Origin of the sequence: Salinivibrio sp. MA607, from assembly GCF_001996245.1 — a bacterium.
GTDB classification, from domain to species: domain Bacteria; phylum Pseudomonadota; class Gammaproteobacteria; order Enterobacterales; family Vibrionaceae; genus Salinivibrio; species Salinivibrio costicola.
Genome location: NZ_MUFJ01000001.1, coordinates 51,971 through 73,712 on the forward strand (window position 1 = coordinate 51,971; position 21,742 = coordinate 73,712).

Consider the following 21,742-nt stretch of genomic DNA (forward strand, 5'->3'; position numbering starts at 1 on the left):
CAGGTCATTGTTGTCTGCTGTCCGCGCCATCGACCTGACGCTTAAGTGTTAACCCTTCAGGGCCCAAAGGATACGTATTGCCATTAAATGTCTCTTCGGTTGCGGTCAAGGACAAGCCGTTGCGTTGATAAATACGCTCAGACACTACCATTTGTTCGCCACTGCGAGTGGTTAGCACTTGTACCTTATTGTTAGCGACCGGCTGCCAAACCCCGGTTTCTTTAGTCACGGCTTCCCCTTGCGGGTGATAGATGGTGATGGCGCTGTGGTCAGGCAGTAACGTCAGTTGGGTGGTCAGTGTTGGTTGGCCCGAGTGTTGGCTAATCCCTTGATACTGGCCCGTCCAATGCTGGCTGGTATCGGCTGAAGGCAAAACCGCGCAGCCTTGGAAGGTATTTTGGGCTGTTTTTAAACGAGCCTGCCAGCCATAAAGGGTGTGTTCGCTTTGTTGGCAGCCGTTGAGGGTGAGAGTGAGAACGGCCTCTTTACTGCTAAACTGCGCCTGTTCATCGTCCAACTGATAGTCGGATAGGGGAACCTCTTGGGTATCATTGTCACTTTCCCACGCTACATGTCCTTTTCCTACCGCGGCGGACCAAAGTTGGGGATCACTGCCTTCGGCCAGCACAGTATTACGCGGTTGAGCACAACCTTTTAGCTCACTTGTCAGCATGTTTAAGCGCGAAACGGTGACGGCGGCGGGGTAATCGGCACTAAAACCTCGGCGAGAGACAGGGGTGAAAAAGCCTTCAAATTCGGCATAAACCGATGCCTCATGCTGGTCAAGTGCCGCGCGCTGTTCGCTGGTTAAATCGAGCCAGTACTGTTGTTGGCTGCCGCAGGGGATAAAACTGGCTGTTTCGGGACTCACAGCGATACGACCGCTTTGCATAAAAGGAATTGGCGACTGACTGAGTCCCGAGGCAACGACATCGCTACGGTGCCCAAGCTCTATAGGGCCAGAAGATTGGCTGCATCCCACCAAACTGAGCACACTCACAGCGGTAATCACGAACAGATGACGAGTGGATGGCACGATAAACTCCTTGTGATAAGCGATAGACAGACTTGCGCCGATTCAAGCTGGCGGGCAAGATTGCCGTTAGGATTGGATGAAGAGCAAGCTAGCATGCGTTATTGGTTATTTAAAACCGAGCCAGATACGTTTTCCATAGACACCTTAAAGCAGCAAAAGGTTTCATGCTGGGAAGGGGTGCGCAATTATCAAGCACGAAATATGCTGCGTGATGAGGTGACGGTCGGTGATCAGGTGTTGATTTATCACTCATCCTGCAAGCACGTTGGGGTAGTCGGCATGGCGACCGTGGTGCGTGCGTGTTATCCCGATCATACCCAGTTTGAGCCAGAAAGCGGCTATTTTGATCCGAAATCGACGCCACAGATACCGAGGTGGTTTATGGTGGATGTGGCCTATCAGCGTCATTTACCGTTAATTACCTTGGCTGAGATAAAAGGTAATCCGGCCCTGGCTGAGATGCCCTTGGTGAAAAAAGGCAACCGTCTAAGTGTGATGCCGGTGACGGATACGCAATGGCAGGCCATCCTCGCCATGGTGGGGGAGTAACCACAGCGAGGCTGGCGCCAAAAGTAAGCCCAATGAAGCTGTCACTGATCCAATAAATGGGCTTTTAAATAGCGAGCGACGGCTTCGTCGGCATGGCTGCCAATGATTGCCTTGTCTGAAAGAGTCGCTTTTACCCGTGCTTGTGCCGTTGCCATCACCAGCCCTTGGCCGGCGGCATTCAGCATTTCGACATCATTCATGCCATCGCCAAACGCAATACAGTCACTGAGATTGAGCTGGTGGCGGCGGGCGACGGCCTCTAAGGCTGCGCCTTTTGACACCCCACTCCCCATGACTTCGAGACAGAAAGGGGTAGAGAAAGCAATGCTGACTTGATCCCCATACTGCTCAATAAATTGATGCTCATACTGCAGTAGGTAGTCATGATCATGGCGGATAAAGAAAATCTTGGCCACGTTATCAACCGGGGGATTATCGACGTCAAATTCACGGGCCTGGAACCCTGAGTCTTGATGGTAACGGGCGAGTTCTTCGTCCATTTTACTCAGTAGCCATTCATCATCACGGTATAAGTGAATGGTGACAGTTGCATCATCTTTGACGTCTTGAATCAGACTCGCGACGATAGCAGGGTCAACATTATGCTGGTAAACCAACTGGTTATCACTGTCGTGCACACGGGCGCCGTTCGAGGTGATCATGTAAGCTGGAATACCAACCGTTTCACGAATGCTAGCAACGTCGACATGATGGCGACCTGTCGCAAACACAAAGTGAATACCTTGCTGATGAAGGTGCTCCAGCACTTGCTTGGTATAGGGGGCGATACGATGCTCAGGCGTCAGCAAGGTACCGTCGAGATCAGAAGCGACAAGTTTGTACATCATGTCCTCATTAGTTTGGCGATCACAATCACAGTATCCTTTGAGTCTACTGCAACTCGTAGCGGTTAAAAAGGGAACACTATCACTGTTTGATTTCCGCTTTTAGTGACCCCATGGATGAGCCGACAGCTTGCATTAGCGATCCTCGCATTGGCGATCAAAAAAGTCGCGTATTGCGGATAAAGCGGCAATACGATGGGTGTCGGTTTCAAACAGGATCTCATGCCGTGCCCCCGCAAAAAACTGCCATTGGCTGGGTTGATTGGCCTGTTGGCGTAAAAAATGAAATTGCGACATGGCCGGATTAGAGACGATTTGCTCGCCACCAGCTTGGCAGATAAATGTTGGCGTCGTTAATTGTGATGCGACCGCTAAGCATTGTTCGCCTGCGGCCATGCCTTCGGCAATCCAGCGCGCGCTCGGTCCACCGATTTGTAACTGGGGTTGGTTGATATATAGCTGGCGAAACCAGGCATAGCGTGCTCGCGAGTGAGTCAGGCGGTTTTGCTCAAACGGCACATGACGATAGCCCACTTGCCCCGGCCCAAAACGCGGTGGGTGTTGATAGCGTGCCATCGAGCGACAAAGCCAAGGCGCGATACGGCCGAGCCAGGGACTCACTTGTACGCCAAACATGGGCGCGGTCATGGCTAATCCTGCGAGCGCGTTCGGATACTGATGCGCATAGAGTGTGGCAACGGCGCCCCCCATCGAGTGACCTAGCATGAAGGTCTGATCATAATGACGATGGGCCCGAATGGTTTGCATGAAGGTCGCGAGATCGGTGACATAATCGTCAAAACGTTCAACATGTCCCAAATCGCGCGGTTTAATGACTAAACGCTCTGATAAACCTTGGCCGCGATGATCAAAGCTGTAAACGTCATAGCCCATTTGAAAGAGGTCATAAAAGATCTCTTGGTACTTCATTACGCTTTCAATACGGCCATTTACCACCACGACTGCACGCGTGTGTTGTGGGTGCGTAAAGCTACACCAATGCAGACGCAAGCCACTTTCTCCATGGAAAAATCCATGCTCACGTTGCTGCCAAAAGGGCGTAATATTGTGTTTAAACGTCTCACTCAGTTGTGCCTCGCGGGCAAGAGAGTGAGCGTCGCAAGCCGGTTGGTCCTGACTGTCGGCAAGAGTTGTCATTTGTTGGCTACCATCATTGAGATAGCGTTACTATAACCGTCTTCGAGGAAGGATGAAAATCCCACTTAAGAGGGAAAAAAGGCAAGCGTGATCGGCTTGCCTGGTAAAGAATAAAAGACGATTATTGGTTAAAGTTGTAATACGTCTCTGCGCCCGGGCCGACCGGCAAACCGAGAACAAAAACCCACACATAGAACAAGATGCTCCACCCGACCATAAAGATCATCGAGTAAGGCAGCATGGTGGCTATTAAGGTACCAATCCCCAGGTTTTTCACATAGCGGCAAGCTACCGCCAAAATCAGCCCAAAGTAACTCATTATCGGAGTAATGATATTGGTGACCGAGTCACCGATACGATAAGCGGACTGGATGGTCTCTGGTGCATACCCCACCAACATTAACATCGGCACAAAAATCGGTGCGGTAATCGCCCATTGTGCCGATGCAGATCCCACCGATAGGTTGATTAGACCGCACATTAAAATAAAGGCAAAGAATAACGCAGGGCCGGTTAAACCAATGGTTTGCAGAAAGTCTGCGCCGCCGACGGCAATCACTTGGCCGAAGTTGGTCCACTTAAAGAAGGCGACAAACTGAGCGGCGAAGAACACCAGTACGATGTACATCCCCATCGCACTCATCGATTTCGACATCGAGTCAATCACATCACGATCGTTGTTGATGGTACCAACCGTACGACCAAACACGATACCCGGTACCGCGAAGAACACCATGATAAAGGCGACAATCCCTTTCAAGAACGGAGATCCCGCCACGTCACCGGTCTCGGGATGACGCAGTGCTCCCCACTCTGGGACAATGGTGAGCGCTAAAATACCACTGACAATCAGCACCGCAATCCCCGCATTACGCAGGCCGCGTTTTTCGTCATCATTAAGCTTACTGGCCGAGGCCGCAGAAATGTCTTCAGACGCTTGGCTTTGGTCATAAGGTCCAAGCTTAGGCTCAACAATCTTATCGGTTATCCAAGCGCCGACAAAGGCAATAAAGAAGGTGGAGACAAACATAAAGTACCAGTTCATCTCTGGGCCCACGGTGTACTCGGGATCAATCATTTGTGCAGCAGATTCGGTGATCCCGGAGAGCAATGGGTCGACGGTACCCAGCAATAAGTTAGCTGAATAGCCGCCCGACACCCCGGCAAATGCTGCTGCCAAGCCGGCAAGTGGGTGGCGGCCTAACGAGTGAAAGATCATCGCCGCGAGCGGAATTAAGACCACATAACCGAGCTCTGAGGCGGTGTTAGAGATAATACCTGCAAAGACAATGGTAAAGGTGACGGTACGGCGAGAGGCGCCCATCACTAAACCGCGCATTGATGCTGAGAGTAAGCCAGAATGCTCGGCTACTGCGACACCCAACATAGCAACCAATACGGTGCCTAATGGCGCAAAGCCAGTAAAGTTTTTCACCAAATTGGTGACGATCATTTGCAAACCTTCGGCATTAAGCAGGCTTTGCACGTAGATCATGCCATCGGCGGCACGCCCGCTTGCGCCTTCTGGACGCGGATCCGCCACTGAAACATCAAAGTAACCGGCGACACCCGATGCCAGCAGAATAGCGACGCAGAAAATTGCGAATAAGGTCACAGGATGGGGTAATAAGTTGCCGAGCCACTCGACGGTATCGAGAAAACGCGTAAACAGCGTGCGTTTATGTGGGCCGCCCCGTTGCTCGGAGGTGTTTGAGTGCATGTCATTCGTCTCCATGTTAGTGCTGCACTTCCCGTCAATGGGAAAGAAGGCCGGATGTTAATTGTTTTTTAAACCAAATATCAACATTAAATACTAACTTTTAACGTAATAAGCCGATCTGTGTGCTAGTTTTCGGCATAAAAATTGACATACTTGACTGTAAGTTGTCGTGAATGAGCGTCTTTTGACGGCAATTTGGCGTATTATGAAGTTCGTCTTGTTCACTCAGATGGTTAAAGGTGTTAACAAATGCAACCAGCGCAACATCAAGGGCATATTGCGTATCTCGATGTACTTCGCGTGTTGGCCGCATTATTTGTGGTCGCGATTCATGTCTTGGGGCCGTATCGCACTGAAATTGGGCAGATCGCTTTATCAGATTGGAGCGTGGCGGTTGGACTCAATAGCGCCAGCCGCTGGGTGGTCCCTATATTTATTATGATTTCAGGGGTGTTGCTGTTGTCGTCCTCGCACCGGTTCACGCTTAGACACTTTATTCAGCGTCGGGTGATGAAAGTGGTGGTGCCTTTTGTGCTTTGGTCGCTATTGTTCGCGGGCTTATCTGGACTCACTGCTGAAGGCTTTTCTTGGCAGACGGTAGCGCAAACATTACACGCTGCGCCCGACCATGAGACCTATTATCACCTAGGTTTTTTTTACTATTACATCCCGCTGTTACTTTGGATTCCGATACTGCGTCCCATTGTCGCGCATTTATCGGCACCGGGCGTGGCGGCGGTGGGGCTTGCGTGGATGGGCGTCACCGCCTGGTATTTATCGGGCGCGCAGGGGTGGTGGCGGAATGACTTTATTCTTTATGGCGGTTATTTGTGGCTGGGATTTTGGCTTCATTATTACCCACGCGCGCGGCCTCTTTGGTGGGTTTTAGGGTTACTCGCCGTGGGAATGACCGGATACCATGTGCTTGGTACCAGTATCCAATACCAGCGTTATATCACCGAAGGCTGGTTATCTTACACGACGATCAACACGGTACTGATTAGCGCCGCGGTCTTTTTGGCGGTTCGGCAGTGGCGGCAGGGACGAACCACACCATCATGGGTGGCCACGCTAAGTCGTTATAGCCTCGGCATTTATTTGATTCATCCGATTTTCCTTTGGCCGGTGCGCGCATACTGGCCCACTTTATCGCCATCGTGGCTATGGATCCCGGCTCTGACGATTTATGCGTTTGCAGGCGCGGCGTTGATAACGGCATTATTACAGCGTCAGCGCATCACCGCGTGGCTGGTTCCCTAGTGGATGACACTTTTTGCGATAAAAGCAGTCATAAGTAATTGAAAGCATGTATACGGAGTCAGATCCCAATCATGAAATCGCGAATCCCTAAAGGGCGTAAAAACCGTCATACTAGAAAGATGGCAGTGAGCCAGCAAGGAGAGAGATCATGGATGATGTAGCAGTGGTTATTAAGCACAGTAAGCGCCTAGAAAGCTTACTGCGCCAGCACTACCACGCGGAAGGGAAAGGGCTCCACCAGCTTATCGACAGCAGTCAAAAACGGCTTCCCCATGATGTGGTCAAAAAGCTGCGCTTCGTGGCGACCATTAGGAATAAAGTGGTGCATGAAGACGGTTACCAAGTCGATGATATGCGTAAATTTATATCGGTAAGCAAGTATTGTGAGTCGGAACTGGTACCGCGAAGCAACCGCTTAATATGGCGCCTTGCTGCTGCCCTTATTCTGCTGTTTACCGCGGGAGCGATAGGTTTTTACGCGCAAGTTTGGCCGCAATGGAGCGGCTAACGAACGACTCGCCGCGACTGTCACCGCCTCGTTAACATTACGATTTTTTTAAACTGGATCTTGTTCTTATCAAGGTACACTGGACATCTTCGCTAGCCTGCCTAGACTTGGCGTCCTTGTTGTGAAAGGAATGATAATCATGTGGAGCTGGTTCGCTGTCTGTTGTTCTGGACTGCTGCATATCTCCGCAGCCTACCGGGGCCCGCGCTGGCAGTTTTATCTTTTTAAACCGCTGACCATTGTGCTGCTGATGCTCATTGTTGGTGCACACCTTAGCGTCTCCCATTATGCGCAATGGGTATTCGTTGCACTATTACTGTCAGTGGTTGGTGATGTCTTTTTAATGCTACCCAAAGACAGATTTGTCCATGGGTTAACCAGCTTTTTATTCGCACATCTCGTTTATATATTTGCGTTCTGGGCACAATTTGACGGCCACATGGTGTGGTGGTTACCCGCCATGCTCTCAGGCCTTGGGGTGATCGTCTTTCTTTTGCTACTTCCCAACCTTGGGCGTTTTGCCTTGCCGGTTGCTATCTACATTGCCGTGATCACACAGATGGTATGGGCCGCAGGCGAGTACTGGTTGAACACCCACTCTCTCGCAGCAGGGATGACGTTAGCGGGAGCAATATTATTCATGTTCTCAGATACGGTGCTTGCCTTTGCGCGTTTTAAAGGTGAGTTCCGTGCAGCACAAGCGATGGTGATGTCGAGTTACTTTGTGGCGCAAGCATTGATTAGCGCCTCGGTGGTGATCGCCCAAGGAGGATAACCATGGAGCAAGTCTATCAAGCGATGAACCTCTTAGAAGCACACAGCCTAAAAGGGTTACTGGTCAGCCACCAGATTGATTGTGTGTTAAAAGGTGAAACATTGAGTGCCGCGGTGGGAGAGCTACCCCCAGATGTTCAGGGGGTCACCTTGTGGGTCGAGCCAGAAAAGGTGACTCAGGCGCGGACGTTGCTACAGGAATACGAAGCCCAAAGTCACACCCATTGGATTTGCCTAGCATGCGGTGAAGAGAATGCCGGTAGCTTTGAACTATGCTGGCAGTGCCAGCATAGTCGCGAGTGATTGCGTTACACCATATACTTACGGCGAATATCGAGCAGCGCAAAGATCCCAAAAATCAGAATTGACCACTTCTCCCAGCGGCTCATGGCAACTTTATCGCCGAAGGCCCCTAAAAAGATCAGCATTTGTAAGCCGTGCATGACCAACAAAAAGCCCGTCATGATGTACAGTGCCATGGCGGCGACACCAGGAAAAGGATGGACAATATTGGCAATCAACACCAGCCACACAAAGGCGATGGCGGCTTTCGCCAATAAGATTAACACTTTCATAGTTTTTCTCTCACGGGTCTTGTTTGCTTAATGATCGGGTTCAGTAAAATATAACCGGTAGTTGACTTGTCCTGCGCGTTTTTCACGGTGACAGTGCCAATGCGCGGGGATCTGATAGGCCTCTAAATCACTCTCGGCTTCGACATAAACACAGGCGTTTGGCGCAAGCCAATGATTGGCGTCTAACGCGGCCAAGGTGTCCTCGAGTAGGCCTTGATGAAAAGGCGGATCGACAAACACAATATCATACGGACCGTCTTTGGGGGCGGTGGCAAGTAGGGCGAGCGCATCGCCGCAATCAATGTGTGCGTTTTGCGCCCCAAGGTGATCTACATTAGCCCGTAATTGTTTGGCTGCCGCGGGATGTTTCTCACAAAAATGGACCCAGCTTGCGCCACGAGAGAGCGCTTCAAAGCCGAGTCCGCCACTTCCTGCGAAAATATCGAGGCAGCGAGCCTCTGGCAAATAAGGCGCGAGCCAGTTAAAAACGGTTTCTTTCACCCTGTCAGTGGTGGGGCGGAGCCCTTGCGCGTCTTGTACCGCAAGCTTACGGCCACGCCAGCGGCCAGCAATAATACGGACAGACCCAACCCCACGAAAAGGGGTAGGCGATGAGGGTTTGCGGTTGGCGCGTTTAACCATAGATTTTTTGACCGTTAAGAAGGTGGTAGACTATGCCGATTCGGTATTGTGCCGCTGATTGTATCAAGCATGCTTTAGGATTTGCCAATGGCAGAAAAAAAGAAACGTGGATTTATGTCATGGTTGGGCTTGGGTCGTAAAAAAGACCAGGCACAGCCGGACCCAGAACAAGAATCATCAACGCATTCGCCAGACGTGGCGGACGATACGGTGGCGTCAGTGACGTCGACGGATACGTCTGTTGAAACTGCTTCACAAAATCAACAAGAAAGCCTTGCATCTGAGGGCGAAATCAACACGGGTAGCTTGCCAGAGCCAGAGCCAGAGCCAGAGCCAGAGCCAGAGCCAGAGCCAGAGCCAGAGCCAGAGCCAGAGCCAGAGCTGCAAAAAACCAAAACCAACCTCGGCTCCGGCTTCTTTAGCTTGTTTAGTGGCAAGAAAATCGATGAAGAGCTATTTGAAGAGCTTGAGGAACAGTTGCTGATCTCTGATGTAGGGATGGAAGCCACGACCAAAATCATTGATAACCTCACTGATAAGGCCAGCCGTCGCGATCTCAAAGATGGTGAAGCCCTGTACGGCATTCTCAAACAAGAAATGGCGCACATGCTGGAAAGCGTTGAGCAACCCTTGGTGCTGACGGATCAAAAGCCTTATGTGATCTTGATGGTTGGCGTTAATGGCGTGGGTAAAACGACCACGATCGGCAAAATGGCACGCCAATTTCAGGATCAAGGCAAATCGGTCATGTTAGCCGCCGGTGACACCTTCCGTGCTGCCGCCGTTGAACAACTGCAAGCTTGGGGTGAGCGTAACCACGTGCCCGTGATTGCCCAGCATACCGGCGCTGATAGCGCGTCTGTGCTTTATGATGCGATTGAAGCGGCCAAAGCACGAAATGTCGATGTGGTGATTGCCGATACCGCCGGACGCTTGCAAAACAAAGCCAACTTGATGGAAGAGCTACGCAAAATTGTCCGTGTGATGCAAAAACTGGACGTAGGTGCCCCGCACGAAGTGATGCTTACCCTTGATGCAGGCACCGGGCAAAATGCGATCAGTCAGGCCAAGTTATTTAATGAGATAGCACCGATCACCGGTATTACCCTCACTAAATTAGATGGTACCGCAAAAGGCGGGGTGATTTTTGCGGTGGCTGAACAATTTAATATTCCGATTCGCTATATTGGTGTCGGTGAAGGCATTGAAGATTTACGCACCTTTAACGCCAATGACTTTATCGAGGCGCTGTTTAGCCGGGAGGAATAACCGTGATCCAGTTTCAGCAAGTCAGCAAAGCCTATCGCGGGGGACGTCAGGCCTTACAAAAGGTTAATTTTGAATTGCCTAAAGGCGACATGGCCCTGCTCACGGGTCATTCAGGCGCAGGGAAGAGCACCTTGTTGAAACTAATTTGTGCCATTGAACGTCCCAGTGATGGACATATTTATTTCAACGGCCACGATATATCGCGTCTCCCGCGTCAAGATATTCCCTTTTTGCGTCGTCATTTAGGGATTATCTTTCAAGATCATAAACTGCTGATGGACGCGACCGTGTTCGAAAATGTCGCCTTGCCCTTGCGGATTGAGCAGCAGTCAGACAATGAAATCAAAAAGCGGGTTTCAGCCGCGCTCGATAAAGTTGGTTTGCTTGATAAAGCGCGTTGTAACCCCATACAACTGTCCGGTGGTGAGCAACAGCGGGTAGGGATTGCGCGTGCGGTGGTCAATCGTCCCCAAGTGCTGTTGGCTGATGAGCCGACCGGAAATTTAGATGCGGCGTTGTCTGCGCAAATTATGGAATTATTCCGCTTATTCAATCAAGTCGGGGTGACCATCTTGATGGCAACGCATGACACCAGCCTGCTCGAACAATACAACCATTTACGGCGCTTTGACCTTCAACACGGAAGCTTAGCGGAGGTGGGGCATGGCTGAATCATTTATGCAGACCCAGCAACGTCACGCATTGACGGCTTGGCGTGATCTTTTTCAGCGTCCGATGGGTAATTTACTCACGCTGATGGTGTTGGCCGTTGCCTTGTCTTTGCCGGCGACCTTCTATTTGCTAGCTAAAAATGTGGTCGCGGTAAGTGCGCAGTGGCAAAGCCCAGCAGAGATCAATGTTTTCTTGTCGCCGACACAAACTGAGCAACAGGGACAGGCGCTGGCGGACACACTGAAAACGTGGCCAGGTATTGATAGCGTCACCTATGTGTCACCGTCTGAAGGCATGACCGCGCTTAAAAAGCAGCGTGGCTTTCATCAAGCGGTCACTTTATTGGAGGACAATCCTCTTCCCAGCGTGATCGTGGTGGTTCCCAGGGGAGATGCTGACAGTGACAGCGCTCGGACACTGTCGGATCGCGCGAGTGGATTAGCAGAGCAATTAAGGCAACGGGATGAGGTCGCTGAAGTGCGGCTCGATACCGACTGGCTCGCGCGTCTTGATGCCATAAAGACCTTGGCGATGACGATGGCGTGGTTATTTTCTATTTTAATGCTGGCGGCTGTTGTTTTGCTGGTCGGGAATACGCTGCGCTTACAGGTCCTGCATCATCAACCCCGGATCCAGGTGATGAAAATGGTGGGCGCAACGGACAGTTTTATTTTGCGTCCCTATTTATATATGGGGGCTTGGCTGGGGAGCTTAGCCGCAGTCGTGGCCTGGATTCTCACTGCCATGAATACGTGGCTGATGGATGGTGCCGTCCACCAATTTGCACAGCTATATGACAAGCCCTTTACCCTCAGCGGACTGAGTTGGGATGAGTCTTTGCTATTATTGATGGGGTCCGTTTTGCTTGGCGTAGGCGCTGCCTTGCTGGCGACGCGCCGTCACTTAAAAGAGATTGAACCTGTATAGGGGTAATACGGTCATAGAACAACGAGAGAGACATCAGGGCTTGCAGTTTTCCCCCGCTTGGGTATATTTTTGCATGCTTAATAGCAATTCGGTCTTCGACGATTCGGAAACGAGGTTTGAATGACAAAAGAGATGAACGCATTGGCACCGATTGTACAAGGTAACATCGATGGTTATCTGCAAGCGGTTAACAGCCACCCTATGCTCAGCGCGGAAGAGGAGCATTCGCTGGCCGAGCGTCTCCATTATCATGGTGATTTGGAGGCGGCAAAGTTGCTGATCTTATCTCACTTGCGTTTTGTTGTTCACATCGCCCGTGGATACACCGGATACGGCTTACCCATCGCGGATTTGGTTCAAGAAGGCAACATTGGCTTGATGAAGGCGGTCAAACGTTTCAACCCTGAAGTTGGCGTACGTCTGGTGTCATTTGCTGTCCATTGGATCAAAGCCGAAATTCACGAGTACGTATTACGTAACTGGCGTATCGTTAAAGTGGCAACGACCAAAGCGCAACGTAAGCTGTTTTTCAACTTACGTAAAAATAAGAAGCGCTTGGGTTGGTTTAATAACGACGAAGTGAATATGGTCGCGGAGCAACTTGGCGTTGAGGCGTCAGAAGTTCGTGAGATGGAAGCCCGTTTAGCGGCACAAGATCCGACCTTTGAAGCGCCCGCATCGGCAGACGATGAGCGTGAAAATGGCCCAATGGCGCCGGTTTACTACCTAGAGGACAAAAGCTCAGATATTGCCGAGTCTCTAGAGGCAGAAAACTGGGAAGCGCACGCTAATCGTCGCTTGGCGAATGCGTTATCAGGCTTGGATGAACGTAGTCAGCATATTGTTCGTGCTCGTTGGTTAGAGGACAATAAGGCAACGTTGCAAGACTTGGCAACGCATTATCAAGTCTCCGCAGAGCGTGTGCGACAACTAGAAAAAAATGCGATGAAGAAATTAAAGCAAGCCATTGGCGATGCGCTATAGCGCCTCCTGATCCTTGTATTGGTTTCGTGCAGAAAAACCGGCCCGTTGGCCGGTTTTTTTATGCCTGAAAACCAGGCGGTACTTATCACGATAGCAAGTTATGCACAGCTTATCCTGGATCCATACTATATGTAGTGGATCCTTAGCTACGATCATCGCTTATCAACGCAATTCACACCTTTGTCCACAAACGATCAAAAATCAAACAAAGCGAGTATTGCTAGGCAGGCGGGGGGAGACAAACTCAGGTACAATGCGGGTTCATCTCGAGGCGCACGCGATCCTCGTGTAACATCTGCTGGGAATAACTTTGTGAGTGGAGAGGTATAAGGTATGGATCAGTTCGCACATATCTCTGTGACCGATGCGTGGGAAATGCTGAACGATGATCAGCAAAATGCAGTATTAGTGGATATTCGTGATCCTCAAACCTTTCAGGTCGCGCATCCTCAAGAGGCCTATCACCTTACCAACGACACGCTGGTGGCGTTTATGGATCAGGTCGATTTTGATCAACCCGTCTTGGTGATGTGTTATCACGGGATCAGTAGCCAAGGGGCGGCACAGTATTTGATCAATCAAGGCTTCGATGCGGTTTATAGTGTCGATGGTGGGTTTGAAGCCTGGCATCGACAGTCACTGCCGACCGCATCAGGGATCGATATAAAATAGGACAGCCCATGCAAAAAATCGCGGTATTGCCCAATGCGCGCTTGGCACAAGCTTTTATCGATTACGCGGCCGCGCATGATGTTAGCCTTGAGCTCGCGCCAGAGCCAGACGCACACGTTGCGGTTTGGTTGATTAATGACGACGACAAAGCATGGGTCGACAACGAGCTAGAACGTTTTATTGCCGATCCAACACATAGTCGTTATCAAGCGGCGTCTTGGCAAGTTGCCGAGACGCGCCAAGCACGCTTTCACTACCCCTCAGCCCGATTATGGCAAACGGTCAAAGAGAAATCTGGCCCGGTTACCTTGAGTATCATGTTTATCTGTGTGGCCTTGTTTACGCTGATGACCCTCGGCGGCTTTGATGTGGTGGCGCGTCGTCTGCTGTTTCCTGCAGACAGCAGCCAACAATGGCAATTATGGCGTTTATTCAGCCATGCACTGCTGCATTTTTCTGCCTTACACATCATCTTTAATTTGTTGTGGTGGTGGGTGCTTGGAGGTCGAATTGAGCGTCTCGATAGTAGCAGTAAGCTGATGCAGATCTTTCTCTTTGCCGCACTTTTCTCAGGCTTAGGCCAATATTGGTTAGACGGCCCGTATTTTGGTGGGCTTTCCGGCGTGGTTTATGCGCTACTGGGCTATTTATGGTGGCTAACTTGGTTGGCTCCTGAGCGTGGATTAACCATCGAAAAACCCTATGTGATCTTTATGCTGGCATGGCTTGTGATTGGATTTTTCCAGCCTATGGGCATGAATATCGCCAATATGGCGCATTTATTTGGCTTAATCATCGGTTGTGTCTTGGGTTTATGGGACGCAAAACGCCACGCCTGACTATCCGCTAACCCCTCGTTCATCGACAGATACCACTGTGCCCTAAAAAAAGAGCAATAAATTGCTCTTTTTTTGTTCGAACGCATGCCTTTTTTGCGTTAGATCTATGTTTTTATGTTCGCTTTCACGGTTTTGGTTTTCATTTTGAGTAATTATTCCATTTGTTGAGCGAAATCGAAATTTTAGTTGCTCACTTGTTTGATTTTTATCTTTTTAATTAATCCATCGCGTACATCTTACTGAGGACCCTCCCATGTTTGGAATCTTTCGGCCGGCAGCTCACCGGCAAAGATTGCCAGAGTCACAGATCGGTGACACTTATACCCGACTGCGCTGGCAATTATTTTTTGGTATTTTTATCGGCTATGCCGGTTATTATCTGGTGCGTAAAAACTTTAGCTTGGCGATGCCGTTTCTGATTGATGAATATGGCTTTAGTCGCGGCGATCTAGGTGTCGCATTGGCAGCGGTATCCATCGCTTATGGTTTGTCCAAGTTCCTCATGGGCAGCGTGTCTGATCGCTCAAACCCAAGATATTTCTTAAGTGCCGGTCTGTTAATGTCATCACTGGTGATGTTCAGCTTTGGCTTTTTGCCATGGACGACAAGCAGTATTGCCATCATGTTTGTGCTGCTGTTTATCAATGGCTGGGTGCAAGGTATGGGCTGGCCGGCTTGTGGACGCACCATGGTGCACTGGTGGTCACGGAAAGAGCGTGGTGAGCTAGTCTCCGTCTGGAACGTTGCCCATAACATTGGTGGCGGACTGATTGGTCCTTTGTTCTTACTGGGTTTATGGCTGTTTAACGACGACTGGCGCGCTTCTTTCTATGTGCCGGCATTCTTTGCTGCGTTGGTCGCTGTCTTTATCTGGTTTACCTTGCGAGATACCCCACAATCGTGTGGCTTGCCGCCGATTGAAGAGTACAAAGACGATTATCCGGATAACTATGACGAAGAAGCATTTGAAAAAGAAATGTCTGCCAAAGACATCTTTATCACTTATGTGATGAAAAACCGTCTGTTGTGGTATATCGCGATTGCCAATGCCTTTGTTTACTTGATTCGCTATGGCGTGCTCGATTGGGCGCCGGTTTACCTGGATGAAGCCAAAGGCTTTACTGTGGATAAATCGTCTTGGGCCTACTTCTTATATGAATGGGCCGGTATCCCAGGCACACTGTTGTGCGGTTGGATGTCCGATAAGTTCTTTAAAGGGGCTCGCGCGCCAGCCGGGGTGCTATTTATGGTGCTGGTGACGGTCGCTGTGTTGGTGTATTGGTTTAACCCCGCCGGCAACCCAGGCATTGATATGGTGGCACTGGTTGCGATTGGCTTCTTAATTTATGGCCCCGTGATGCTCATTGGTCTGTATGCCTTGGAGCTTGCACCGAAAAAAGCGGCGGGTACCGCGGCAGGACTGACCGGACTATTTGGTTACCTAGGTGGCGCGGTTGTCGCGAACATTGCTCTGGGTTATACCGTGGATCACTTTGGCTGGGACGGTGGCTTTATGCTGCTCACGGGTGGCTGTGGCTTGGCCATCTTCTTCTTGTGCCTCGCGTGGGTGGGAGAGCATCGTGTGCGCCGTGACGCGGCTGTGCACGCTGCCTAAATGATCTGTCTTGGCATTGCCTAGTGGCTATGCGTAAACTAGGAAGCCCTCGTGATCGCGGGGGCTTTTTTTGTAAGGGGAGATGCAGTGAAGCAAAACAAACGTCATCAGCAAATCATTGATCTGGTTAAATCACAAGGATACGTGAGCACGGAAGACTTGGTTGAGCGCTTCAATGTCAGCCCACAAACGATTCGACGTGATCTCAATGAGTTGGCAGCAGAAAATCAAATTCGCCGCCATCACGGTGGTGCCACCGTGCCCTCCAGCTCTGAAAACACCGCGTATGCGACCCGCAAAGTACTGCAACAACAGGAAAAAGACACCATCGCTCAGGCGCTGGTGCAGCATATTCCCGACGGCGCAACGTTATTTATTGATATTGGGACCACCCCAGAGGCGGTGGCGCGCGCATTGCTGGATCATCATAACTTACGGGTAGTCACCAATAACCTCAATGCGGCGGCGATCTTAATGCCGAAACAGGATTTTACGGTGATTATTGCCGGTGGTGAGGTACGCAATCGTGATGGTGGGATTGTGGGAGAGGCCACGCTCGATTTTGTCTCTCAGTTTCGACTCGACTTTGGCATCTTGGGGATCAGTGGTATTGACGATGATGGGTCATTACTGGACTTTGACTATCATGAGGTGAGGGTTAAAAAAGCCATTTTAGACAATAGCCGCTGTGTGATGTTGGCCGCTGACCATACTAAATTTGGCCGTAATGCGATGGTGAACTTGGGCAATATTACCCAACTGGATATGGTCTTTACCGATGTCACTCCGCCCGCGCAAATTCAGGAGATGTTAGCGGCACAAGGCAGCCACCTAGAGGTGATCAGCCATGCCGTCTCTGAGGATATGCCATCAGTTGGGTGATTACTGATAGAGGTACTTGGTAAATAAAAGGTCGGCCAGCATTCTGCGATTGGTTTCGGCAAGAAGAAGCGCGTTGACCTTTTCTAGGCATGCTTTGCGAATCGCTTCGCGTCCCGACAGCGATTTAATTTTGCTCGCGGTCTGTTGCGCCAAGGTTTCTATGATGACATCGCGGATCAGCGGAGAGTGGTATTCCAGCTCGCTGACCCACTTAGGGTCATCAACCATCAATTCAACTTTCACCTTGATAAAACCGAGCCGTGGGCCTTCGGTGACATAATTGGTGGTAATTTCAGGCTCTAAGGAAAAGTAACTGTACTTTGCTTGGTTGCCGTTACTGCCTTCTTCTTGTGCCTGGACGGCGGTACTGACCCATAACAACAGGCTCAGCAGTACCATCAATAGGGGTTGTCGTTTACTCATAGCTACCCAAAAATTCGGTTGATGATGTGATAGGAGTAGGCCGTGCGCATTCTCCAATCGCGGTCAGCCTGATACAATTACCCGCCGAGTATAGCAACATTGTCCGCCTCATAGGGGGACGGACAGGCGAATTTTGCGCGATGTGGCACAGGAAATAATGTCAGACTTAAATCATACCTATCTAGAGGCGCTGCAACAGGCACGCTGGGAGCGACCCGATATTGCGGCGTTAAAGCGCACCGCAGAAGGCAGCTGGTTGTTAGAATCACACTCCATGACGGCGCGACTTAAACGCCACTGTCAGGACTTCGATGTCGATGTGCTCCAGGTCTATCAACTGACGCCGGACAAATTGACCGATCATGAAACCGCTTTGATTGGCCCAGAGGCCTGTGTGGTACGGGAAGTCGTCCTCAAAGGTGACGGACAAGCTTGGCTCTGTGCGCGAACGCTAATGCCGGCTTCTACCTTAGAGGGACAGGGTGGTCACTTACACGCGCTGGGGACCGAACCACTGGGTCAGCATGTGTTTAAACAGCGGGCCTCTCGCCGCGATGCGATTGAAACCGCGCATGTCTCTTGCTTGTCACACCAGCTTTATGCCCGTCGCTCACGTCTTTGGCTCCATAATCGACCCATGTTAGTGGCCGAACTCTTTTTGCCTCACTCGCCCTTATATGGCAAGGAGGCGCCTGCATGAGCACGAAATTGGCTGCTTATGGCCAGCTTGCACGTTTAGACCGTCCCATTGGTACCTTATTATTACTCTGGCCAACATTATGGGCGTTATTTTTAGCCGCCGATGGCATGCCGGCGTTGCTGACCCTGGTCGTATTTGTGCTCGGGGTGTATATGATGCGTGCTGCCGGCTGCGTGATTAACGATTATGCGGATCGCCACTTTGATGGTCACGTCAAACGCACCAAAGCGCGCCCTTTGCCCTCAGGGCGGATTGGCGAGAAAGAAGCGCTGGGTTTCTTTATTGCGCTAGTGTTAGGTGCATTTTTATTGGTATTAACCCAAAATACGCTCACCATTCAGCTCTCGTTTGTTGGGGTGGCGCTGGCGTTTATTTACCCGTTTATGAAGCGCTATACCCATCTTCCCCAGCTGGTGTTGGGGCTGGCGTTTAGCTGGGCGATCCCGATGGCGTTTGCCGCGGCACAAGGGGCACTCCCTCCGGTGATTTGGCTGCTATTTATGGCCAATATTTGCTGGACTATTGCTTACGACACCTTGTACGCCATGGTGGACCGCGATGATGATCTAAAGATTGGGATTAAATCGACCGCCATCTTGTTCGGACGTTGGGATAAAGCCGCGGTTGGTGTATTGCAGTTATTGACGCTTGCGCTATTGATGCTCGCCGGGCAATGGCTAGAGCTGGCGGCCGGTTACCAATGGAGCCTATTAGCGGCCTTTGCGCTATTTGTTTATCAACACTATCTTGCCCGTGAACGGGAACGCATGGCATGTTTTCAGGCTTTTTTAAACAATAACTATGTCGGTTTAGTGGTATTCATTGGTGTTTTGGCCGGTATTTACGGTTAATGTTGTCGGTGTGATAACAAAAGCGCTGGGTGGGTGAATCAACTTTTTCTCCCCAAGCAACTTTTTGCTCAGCTTGGCAACTTCTTGCTTGCGGTCGAGCAAGAAGTTGCCAAGGCAATTAGTAAGTGTCTGTAAAATAACAAAATAAAACTTGGCATGCTTTTCGCAATATGACCATTACCACAGTGAATAGGCTGTGCTTAATGATTAAATGTTTATAGGAGCGATTATGCCAACGCCATGTTATATCTCGATTGAAGGTGAAACCCAGGGACTGATTACTGCCGGTGCGTGTACCGCTGACTCTATTGGTGATTCTTTCGTCGAAGGTCATGAAGATGAAATGCTGGTTCAGCAGTTTGACCACAATGTAACCGTCCCCACCGACCCACAGTCAGGCCAGCCTTCTGGCCAACGTGTTCACAAGCCATTCAAATTCACTGTTGCGCTCAACAAAGCGGTGCCGCTGCTTTATAACGCGCTGTCTTCAGGTGAGAAAATGTCTACCGTCGAGCTGAAGTGGTACCGCACTTCGATTGAGGGCAAACAAGAAAACTTCTTTACCACTAAGCTAGAAAGCGCCTCTATCGTAGACATCCATTGCGAAATGCCACACTGCCAAGACCCTGCCAAGTCTGATTTCACCCAGAACCTTACGGTCTCTATGTCATACCGTAAAGTTATCTGGGAGCACGTTAACGCGGGCACATCTGGCTCAGACGACTGGCGCAAGCCTATCGAAGCCTAACCCTCGCCTTGATGAGGAAACCGCAGCCTGCCTATTGGGCGGGCTGCACCGCGTTCAGCCATGTGCACATTGAGAGTATCGACTTGTTTCGACAGAAAGGAAGGTAAGTGATGGCAACACTTCATTATACATTCAGTATTAAAGGCCTAGCGGATGAATGCTTTGTCGTGAGAGGGTTTGAGGGCCAAGAAGTCCTTTCGGATGATAACCGCGTTGATGGAGGATGCCACGGCTTTCGCTACGATATTGAGCTGGCAAGCCGACATACCGACTTAAAACCGGAGCAAGTGATTGATGCAACGGCAGTACTCACTATGTACCGCAATGGTGAGGTGGCGCAGCGCTTTCATGGTGTTGTCAAGCGCTTCACTCAAGGCGATATTGGTCACCACCATACCTTTTACTCGCTCACCTTGGTCCCAGCCCTCGAGCGACTTGCACTTCGTCATAACAGCCGTATTTTTCAGCATAAGACGGTACAAGACATTATTGCTGAGCTGCTGCTGGAAATGGGGGTGGAAGACCACCAATTCTCCCTGTCTCGCAAGCTTGAAGAGCGTGAGTTCTGTGTTCAGTATCGTGAGACGGATTTAGCCTTTATTGAGCGTCTTGCCGCCGAAGAAGGCTTGGTTTACTACTTTGAGCATAGCCAAGACAAGCACATGCTCATCTTTTGTGATGACAACAGCGCACTGACCGCCCTCGAAGCCCCGATCATTTATAACAGCACCGCGGGTGGTGAAGCCGATACGCCTTATATCTGGTCTTTCGCCAAGCAAACTCAAACCGCGGTCTCTGATGTGTATCTTAAAGACTATAGCTTCAAAAAGCCTGCCTATAGCTTTATGCAACAACAGGTCGGTGATGATATGGCTTACCAGCGGCAGACTTATCAACACTTTGATGCGCCAGGCCGTTATAAAGATGATGCCAACGGTCGCGCCTTTAGCCAAGCAAGGCTCGATTATCTACGCCGTGATGCGCGCCTGGCTACCGGGCAAAGCAATCAACCGTTGCTGCGTGCAGGTACTAAGTTCACACTCAGTGAGCATTTAGCCGATGAGATGAACGCCGATTGGTTGGTGGTCTCTATCACGCGCAAGGGCGAGCAACCCCAAGCACTAGAAGAGGCCGGCAGCACAGGGCAAACCACCTATTCTAACCAATTTAAAGTCGTGCCTGCCTCCACGCCTTGGCGGGCGACGCCACAGCCTAAACCTCAGGTGGATGGACCAATGATGGCGACCGTTGTTGGACCGGAAGGCGAAGAAATCTTCTGTGATGAACATGGTCGAGTGAAGGTGCATTTCCCTTGGGACAGAGAGTCAGAAAGAGACGAACATAGCTCGTGCTGGGTGCGCGTGTCGCAAGGCTGGGCCGGGGCGCAGTACGGCTTTATGGCCATCCCGCGTATTGGCCATGAAGTGATTGTATCGTTCTTAAATGGCGATCCCGACCAGCCCATTATTACCGGGCGGACTTATCACGCCACCAACACCCCGCCGTATCCACTCCCTGAGTTTAAAACCAAAACGGTATGGCGCAGTGACAGCCATCAAGGTGAAGGCTACAACGAGCTCAGTTTTGAAGACCAAGCCGACAGTGAGCGTGTGTACCTAAAAGCACAAAAAGACAATCAAGTCGATGTCGGCAACTCACAGCAGATCCGTGTCAATCATGACCACAAGCTCGACATTGGTCATGATGAAAACCATGTGGTCGCCAACGATCGCACGTTAACCGTAGAAGGGTCACAATCGCATGCCACGAAAGGGAGTCATGTGAGCGAGGTCAACGGCGATAAGCACCAAAAAGTCGATGGCGACTGGGCGGCCAAAGTCGCGAGTGCGATTGGCTTTAATGCCGACGGCGACATCACCATTAAAAGCGGCGCCAAAATCACCCTGCAAGTGGGCGGCAGTTTTGTGGTGATTGATAGCAGTGGCGTGGCCATTGATGGGGCCAAAATCCTGATCAAGTCAGGCGGCTCACCAGGCGGGATCCCTTTGCCTTCCAGTCCGGCAACCCTCAGCGCCGCGGCCGCAGAAGGCAGTGCGTTTGTTGCTAATTGTCCGCCAAGTGAGGGCTAAGCC

General features: G+C 50.7%; 24 protein-coding genes. 17 read left to right on the top strand and 7 right to left on the bottom strand.

The window, feature by feature from the left end:
* Positions 1-4: 4 nt before the first annotated feature.
* On the bottom strand, positions 5-1,036 hold the full coding sequence (locus tag BZG81_RS00265; RefSeq protein WP_077676495.1) for a hypothetical protein: 1,032 nt from the start codon (positions 1,034-1,036) through the stop codon (positions 5-7).
* 93 nt (positions 1,037-1,129) lie between these two features.
* Between BZG81_RS00265 and BZG81_RS00270 the strand changes: the two genes are divergently transcribed.
* On the top strand, positions 1,130-1,585 hold the full coding sequence (locus BZG81_RS00270; protein WP_077676496.1) for an EVE domain-containing protein: 456 nt from the start codon (positions 1,130-1,132) through the stop codon (positions 1,583-1,585).
* 41 nt (positions 1,586-1,626) lie between these two features.
* On the opposite strand, the gene BZG81_RS00275 is transcribed toward BZG81_RS00270, so the two are convergent.
* The 3 genes from BZG81_RS00275 to BZG81_RS00285 form a co-directional block, all read right to left on the bottom strand.
* Positions 1,627-2,430: a Cof-type HAD-IIB family hydrolase gene (locus tag BZG81_RS00275; RefSeq protein ID WP_077461872.1), complete on the bottom strand. Its 804-nt coding sequence runs from the start codon at positions 2,428-2,430 to the stop codon at positions 1,627-1,629.
* Positions 2,431-2,565: 135 nt separating this feature from the next.
* Positions 2,566-3,588 (bottom strand): alpha/beta fold hydrolase, encoded by a 1,023-nt coding sequence (locus BZG81_RS00280; protein ID WP_077576388.1) that lies wholly within the window; start codon positions 3,586-3,588, stop codon positions 2,566-2,568.
* A 121-nt stretch (positions 3,589-3,709) separates the two neighbouring features.
* A complete protein-coding gene (locus BZG81_RS00285; RefSeq protein WP_077676497.1) occupies positions 3,710-5,308 on the bottom strand; it encodes an AbgT family transporter in 1,599 nt (532 codons plus the stop codon).
* A 249-nt stretch (positions 5,309-5,557) separates the two neighbouring features.
* Between BZG81_RS00285 and BZG81_RS00290 the strand changes: the two genes are divergently transcribed.
* The 4 genes from BZG81_RS00290 (at position 5,558) to BZG81_RS00305 (ending at position 8,153) form a co-directional block, all read left to right on the top strand.
* Positions 5,558-6,568 carry an acyltransferase gene (locus tag BZG81_RS00290; protein ID WP_077660386.1) on the top strand — a complete coding sequence of 337 codons (1,011 nt, stop codon included), beginning with the start codon at positions 5,558-5,560 and terminating at the stop codon, positions 6,566-6,568.
* A 148-nt stretch (positions 6,569-6,716) separates the two neighbouring features.
* Positions 6,717-7,076: a DUF4145 domain-containing protein gene (locus tag BZG81_RS00295; protein WP_077461876.1), complete on the top strand. Its 360-nt coding sequence runs from the start codon at positions 6,717-6,719 to the stop codon at positions 7,074-7,076.
* 139 nt (positions 7,077-7,215) lie between these two features.
* Positions 7,216-7,851: a lysoplasmalogenase gene (locus BZG81_RS00300; protein WP_077669695.1), complete on the top strand. Its 636-nt coding sequence runs from the start codon at positions 7,216-7,218 to the stop codon at positions 7,849-7,851.
* A 2-nt stretch (positions 7,852-7,853) separates the two neighbouring features.
* The gene (locus BZG81_RS00305; RefSeq protein ID WP_077676498.1) at positions 7,854-8,153 is read left to right on the top strand and encodes a putative signal transducing protein; all 300 of its coding nucleotides are present in this window, start codon (positions 7,854-7,856) and stop codon (positions 8,151-8,153) included.
* 5 nt (positions 8,154-8,158) lie between these two features.
* Here BZG81_RS00305 and BZG81_RS00310 read toward each other — a convergent pair whose 3' ends face one another.
* Both BZG81_RS00310 and rsmD read right to left on the bottom strand, forming a co-directional pair.
* A complete protein-coding gene (locus BZG81_RS00310) occupies positions 8,159-8,425 on the bottom strand; it encodes a DUF1145 domain-containing protein (RefSeq protein WP_021022233.1) in 267 nt (88 codons plus the stop codon).
* 27 nt (positions 8,426-8,452) lie between these two features.
* On the bottom strand, positions 8,453-9,067 hold the full coding sequence (gene rsmD / locus BZG81_RS00315) for a 16S rRNA (guanine(966)-N(2))-methyltransferase RsmD (protein WP_077676499.1): 615 nt from the start codon (positions 9,065-9,067) through the stop codon (positions 8,453-8,455).
* An 87-nt stretch (positions 9,068-9,154) separates the two neighbouring features.
* On the opposite strand from rsmD, the gene ftsY reads away from it, so the two are divergent.
* The 8 genes from ftsY (at position 9,155) to BZG81_RS00355 (ending at position 16,927) form a co-directional block, all read left to right on the top strand.
* Complete coding sequence (gene ftsY, locus BZG81_RS00320; protein WP_077676500.1) at positions 9,155-10,336, top strand: signal recognition particle-docking protein FtsY; 1,182 nt, start codon at positions 9,155-9,157, stop codon at positions 10,334-10,336.
* 2 nt (positions 10,337-10,338) lie between these two features.
* Positions 10,339-11,007 carry a cell division ATP-binding protein FtsE gene (ftsE, locus tag BZG81_RS00325; protein WP_077576383.1) on the top strand — a complete coding sequence of 223 codons (669 nt, stop codon included), beginning with the start codon at positions 10,339-10,341 and terminating at the stop codon, positions 11,005-11,007.
* The gene (gene ftsX / locus BZG81_RS00330; RefSeq protein WP_077676501.1) at positions 11,000-11,935 is read left to right on the top strand and encodes a permease-like cell division protein FtsX; all 936 of its coding nucleotides are present in this window, start codon (positions 11,000-11,002) and stop codon (positions 11,933-11,935) included. Before ftsE ends, ftsX begins: the two co-directional genes overlap by 8 nt.
* Positions 11,936-12,055: 120 nt before the next feature.
* Positions 12,056-12,919 (top strand): RNA polymerase sigma factor RpoH, encoded by an 864-nt coding sequence (gene rpoH, locus BZG81_RS00335; protein ID WP_077676502.1) that lies wholly within the window; start codon positions 12,056-12,058, stop codon positions 12,917-12,919.
* 333 nt (positions 12,920-13,252) lie between these two features.
* Entirely contained in the window at positions 13,253-13,591 is a 339-nt protein-coding gene (gene glpE, locus BZG81_RS00340; protein ID WP_021022239.1) for a thiosulfate sulfurtransferase GlpE, read from the top strand.
* An 8-nt stretch (positions 13,592-13,599) separates the two neighbouring features.
* Entirely contained in the window at positions 13,600-14,430 is an 831-nt protein-coding gene (gene glpG, locus BZG81_RS00345) for a rhomboid family intramembrane serine protease GlpG (RefSeq protein WP_077676503.1), read from the top strand.
* Between the two features lie 253 nt (positions 14,431-14,683).
* Positions 14,684-16,045: a glycerol-3-phosphate transporter gene (glpT, locus tag BZG81_RS00350; RefSeq protein ID WP_077670170.1), complete on the top strand. Its 1,362-nt coding sequence runs from the start codon at positions 14,684-14,686 to the stop codon at positions 16,043-16,045.
* An 87-nt stretch (positions 16,046-16,132) separates the two neighbouring features.
* Positions 16,133-16,927: a DeoR/GlpR family transcriptional regulator gene (locus tag BZG81_RS00355; RefSeq protein WP_077461465.1), complete on the top strand. Its 795-nt coding sequence runs from the start codon at positions 16,133-16,135 to the stop codon at positions 16,925-16,927.
* Here the strand turns inward: BZG81_RS00355 and BZG81_RS00360 are convergent, their stop codons facing one another.
* Positions 16,928-17,350: a flagellar basal body-associated protein FliL gene (locus BZG81_RS00360; RefSeq protein ID WP_077646474.1), complete on the bottom strand. Its 423-nt coding sequence runs from the start codon at positions 17,348-17,350 to the stop codon at positions 16,928-16,930.
* A gap of 157 nt (positions 17,351-17,507) precedes the next feature.
* Between BZG81_RS00360 and BZG81_RS00365 the strand changes: the two genes are divergently transcribed.
* From BZG81_RS00365 to tssI, 4 genes are all read left to right on the top strand, one after another.
* The gene (locus tag BZG81_RS00365; protein WP_077576378.1) at positions 17,508-18,050 is read left to right on the top strand and encodes a chorismate lyase; all 543 of its coding nucleotides are present in this window, start codon (positions 17,508-17,510) and stop codon (positions 18,048-18,050) included.
* On the top strand, positions 18,047-18,901 hold the full coding sequence (gene ubiA, locus BZG81_RS00370; RefSeq protein ID WP_077461468.1) for a 4-hydroxybenzoate octaprenyltransferase: 855 nt from the start codon (positions 18,047-18,049) through the stop codon (positions 18,899-18,901). Before BZG81_RS00365 ends, ubiA begins: the two co-directional genes overlap by 4 nt.
* Before the next feature lie 229 nt (positions 18,902-19,130).
* Positions 19,131-19,649, top strand: a complete 519-nt coding sequence (hcp-2, locus tag BZG81_RS00375; RefSeq protein ID WP_021023756.1) for a type VI secretion system effector Hcp-2 — start codon at positions 19,131-19,133, stop codon at positions 19,647-19,649.
* Positions 19,650-19,759: 110 nt separating this feature from the next.
* Complete coding sequence (gene tssI / locus BZG81_RS00380) at positions 19,760-21,739, top strand: type VI secretion system Vgr family protein (RefSeq protein ID WP_077676504.1); 1,980 nt, start codon at positions 19,760-19,762, stop codon at positions 21,737-21,739.
* Positions 21,740-21,742: the final 3 nt, after the last annotated feature.

Bases quoted from the DNA above. Each gene is read 5' to 3' on its own strand.
- BZG81_RS00300 (WP_077669695.1), top strand. From the start codon at position 7,216: ATGTGGAGCTGGTTCGCTGTCTGTTGTTCTGGACTGCTGCATATCTCC.
- BZG81_RS00280 (WP_077576388.1), bottom strand. From the start codon at position 3,588: ATGACAACTCTTGCCGACAGTCAGGACCAACCGGCTTGCGACGCTCAC.
- ftsY (WP_077676500.1), top strand. From the start codon at position 9,155: ATGGCAGAAAAAAAGAAACGTGGATTTATGTCATGGTTGGGCTTGGGT.
- BZG81_RS00305 (WP_077676498.1), top strand. From the start codon at position 7,854: ATGGAGCAAGTCTATCAAGCGATGAACCTCTTAGAAGCACACAGCCTA.
- BZG81_RS00285 (WP_077676497.1), bottom strand. From the start codon at position 5,308: ATGCACTCAAACACCTCCGAGCAACGGGGCGGCCCACATAAACGCACG.
- tssI (WP_077676504.1), top strand. From the start codon at position 19,760: ATGGCAACACTTCATTATACATTCAGTATTAAAGGCCTAGCGGATGAA.
- BZG81_RS00360 (WP_077646474.1), bottom strand. From the start codon at position 17,350: ATGAGTAAACGACAACCCCTATTGATGGTACTGCTGAGCCTGTTGTTA.
- BZG81_RS00295 (WP_077461876.1), top strand. From the start codon at position 6,717: ATGGATGATGTAGCAGTGGTTATTAAGCACAGTAAGCGCCTAGAAAGC.
- glpT (WP_077670170.1), top strand. From the start codon at position 14,684: ATGTTTGGAATCTTTCGGCCGGCAGCTCACCGGCAAAGATTGCCAGAG.
- glpG (WP_077676503.1), top strand. From the start codon at position 13,600: ATGCAAAAAATCGCGGTATTGCCCAATGCGCGCTTGGCACAAGCTTTT.
- ubiA (WP_077461468.1), top strand. From the start codon at position 18,047: ATGAGCACGAAATTGGCTGCTTATGGCCAGCTTGCACGTTTAGACCGT.
- hcp-2 (WP_021023756.1), top strand. From the start codon at position 19,131: ATGCCAACGCCATGTTATATCTCGATTGAAGGTGAAACCCAGGGACTG.
- glpE (WP_021022239.1), top strand. From the start codon at position 13,253: ATGGATCAGTTCGCACATATCTCTGTGACCGATGCGTGGGAAATGCTG.
- rpoH (WP_077676502.1), top strand. From the start codon at position 12,056: ATGACAAAAGAGATGAACGCATTGGCACCGATTGTACAAGGTAACATC.
- ftsX (WP_077676501.1), top strand. From the start codon at position 11,000: ATGGCTGAATCATTTATGCAGACCCAGCAACGTCACGCATTGACGGCT.
- BZG81_RS00270 (WP_077676496.1), top strand. From the start codon at position 1,130: ATGCGTTATTGGTTATTTAAAACCGAGCCAGATACGTTTTCCATAGAC.
- BZG81_RS00275 (WP_077461872.1), bottom strand. From the start codon at position 2,430: ATGTACAAACTTGTCGCTTCTGATCTCGACGGTACCTTGCTGACGCCT.
- BZG81_RS00365 (WP_077576378.1), top strand. From the start codon at position 17,508: ATGTCAGACTTAAATCATACCTATCTAGAGGCGCTGCAACAGGCACGC.
- BZG81_RS00310 (WP_021022233.1), bottom strand. From the start codon at position 8,425: ATGAAAGTGTTAATCTTATTGGCGAAAGCCGCCATCGCCTTTGTGTGG.
- BZG81_RS00290 (WP_077660386.1), top strand. From the start codon at position 5,558: ATGCAACCAGCGCAACATCAAGGGCATATTGCGTATCTCGATGTACTT.
- rsmD (WP_077676499.1), bottom strand. From the start codon at position 9,067: ATGGTTAAACGCGCCAACCGCAAACCCTCATCGCCTACCCCTTTTCGT.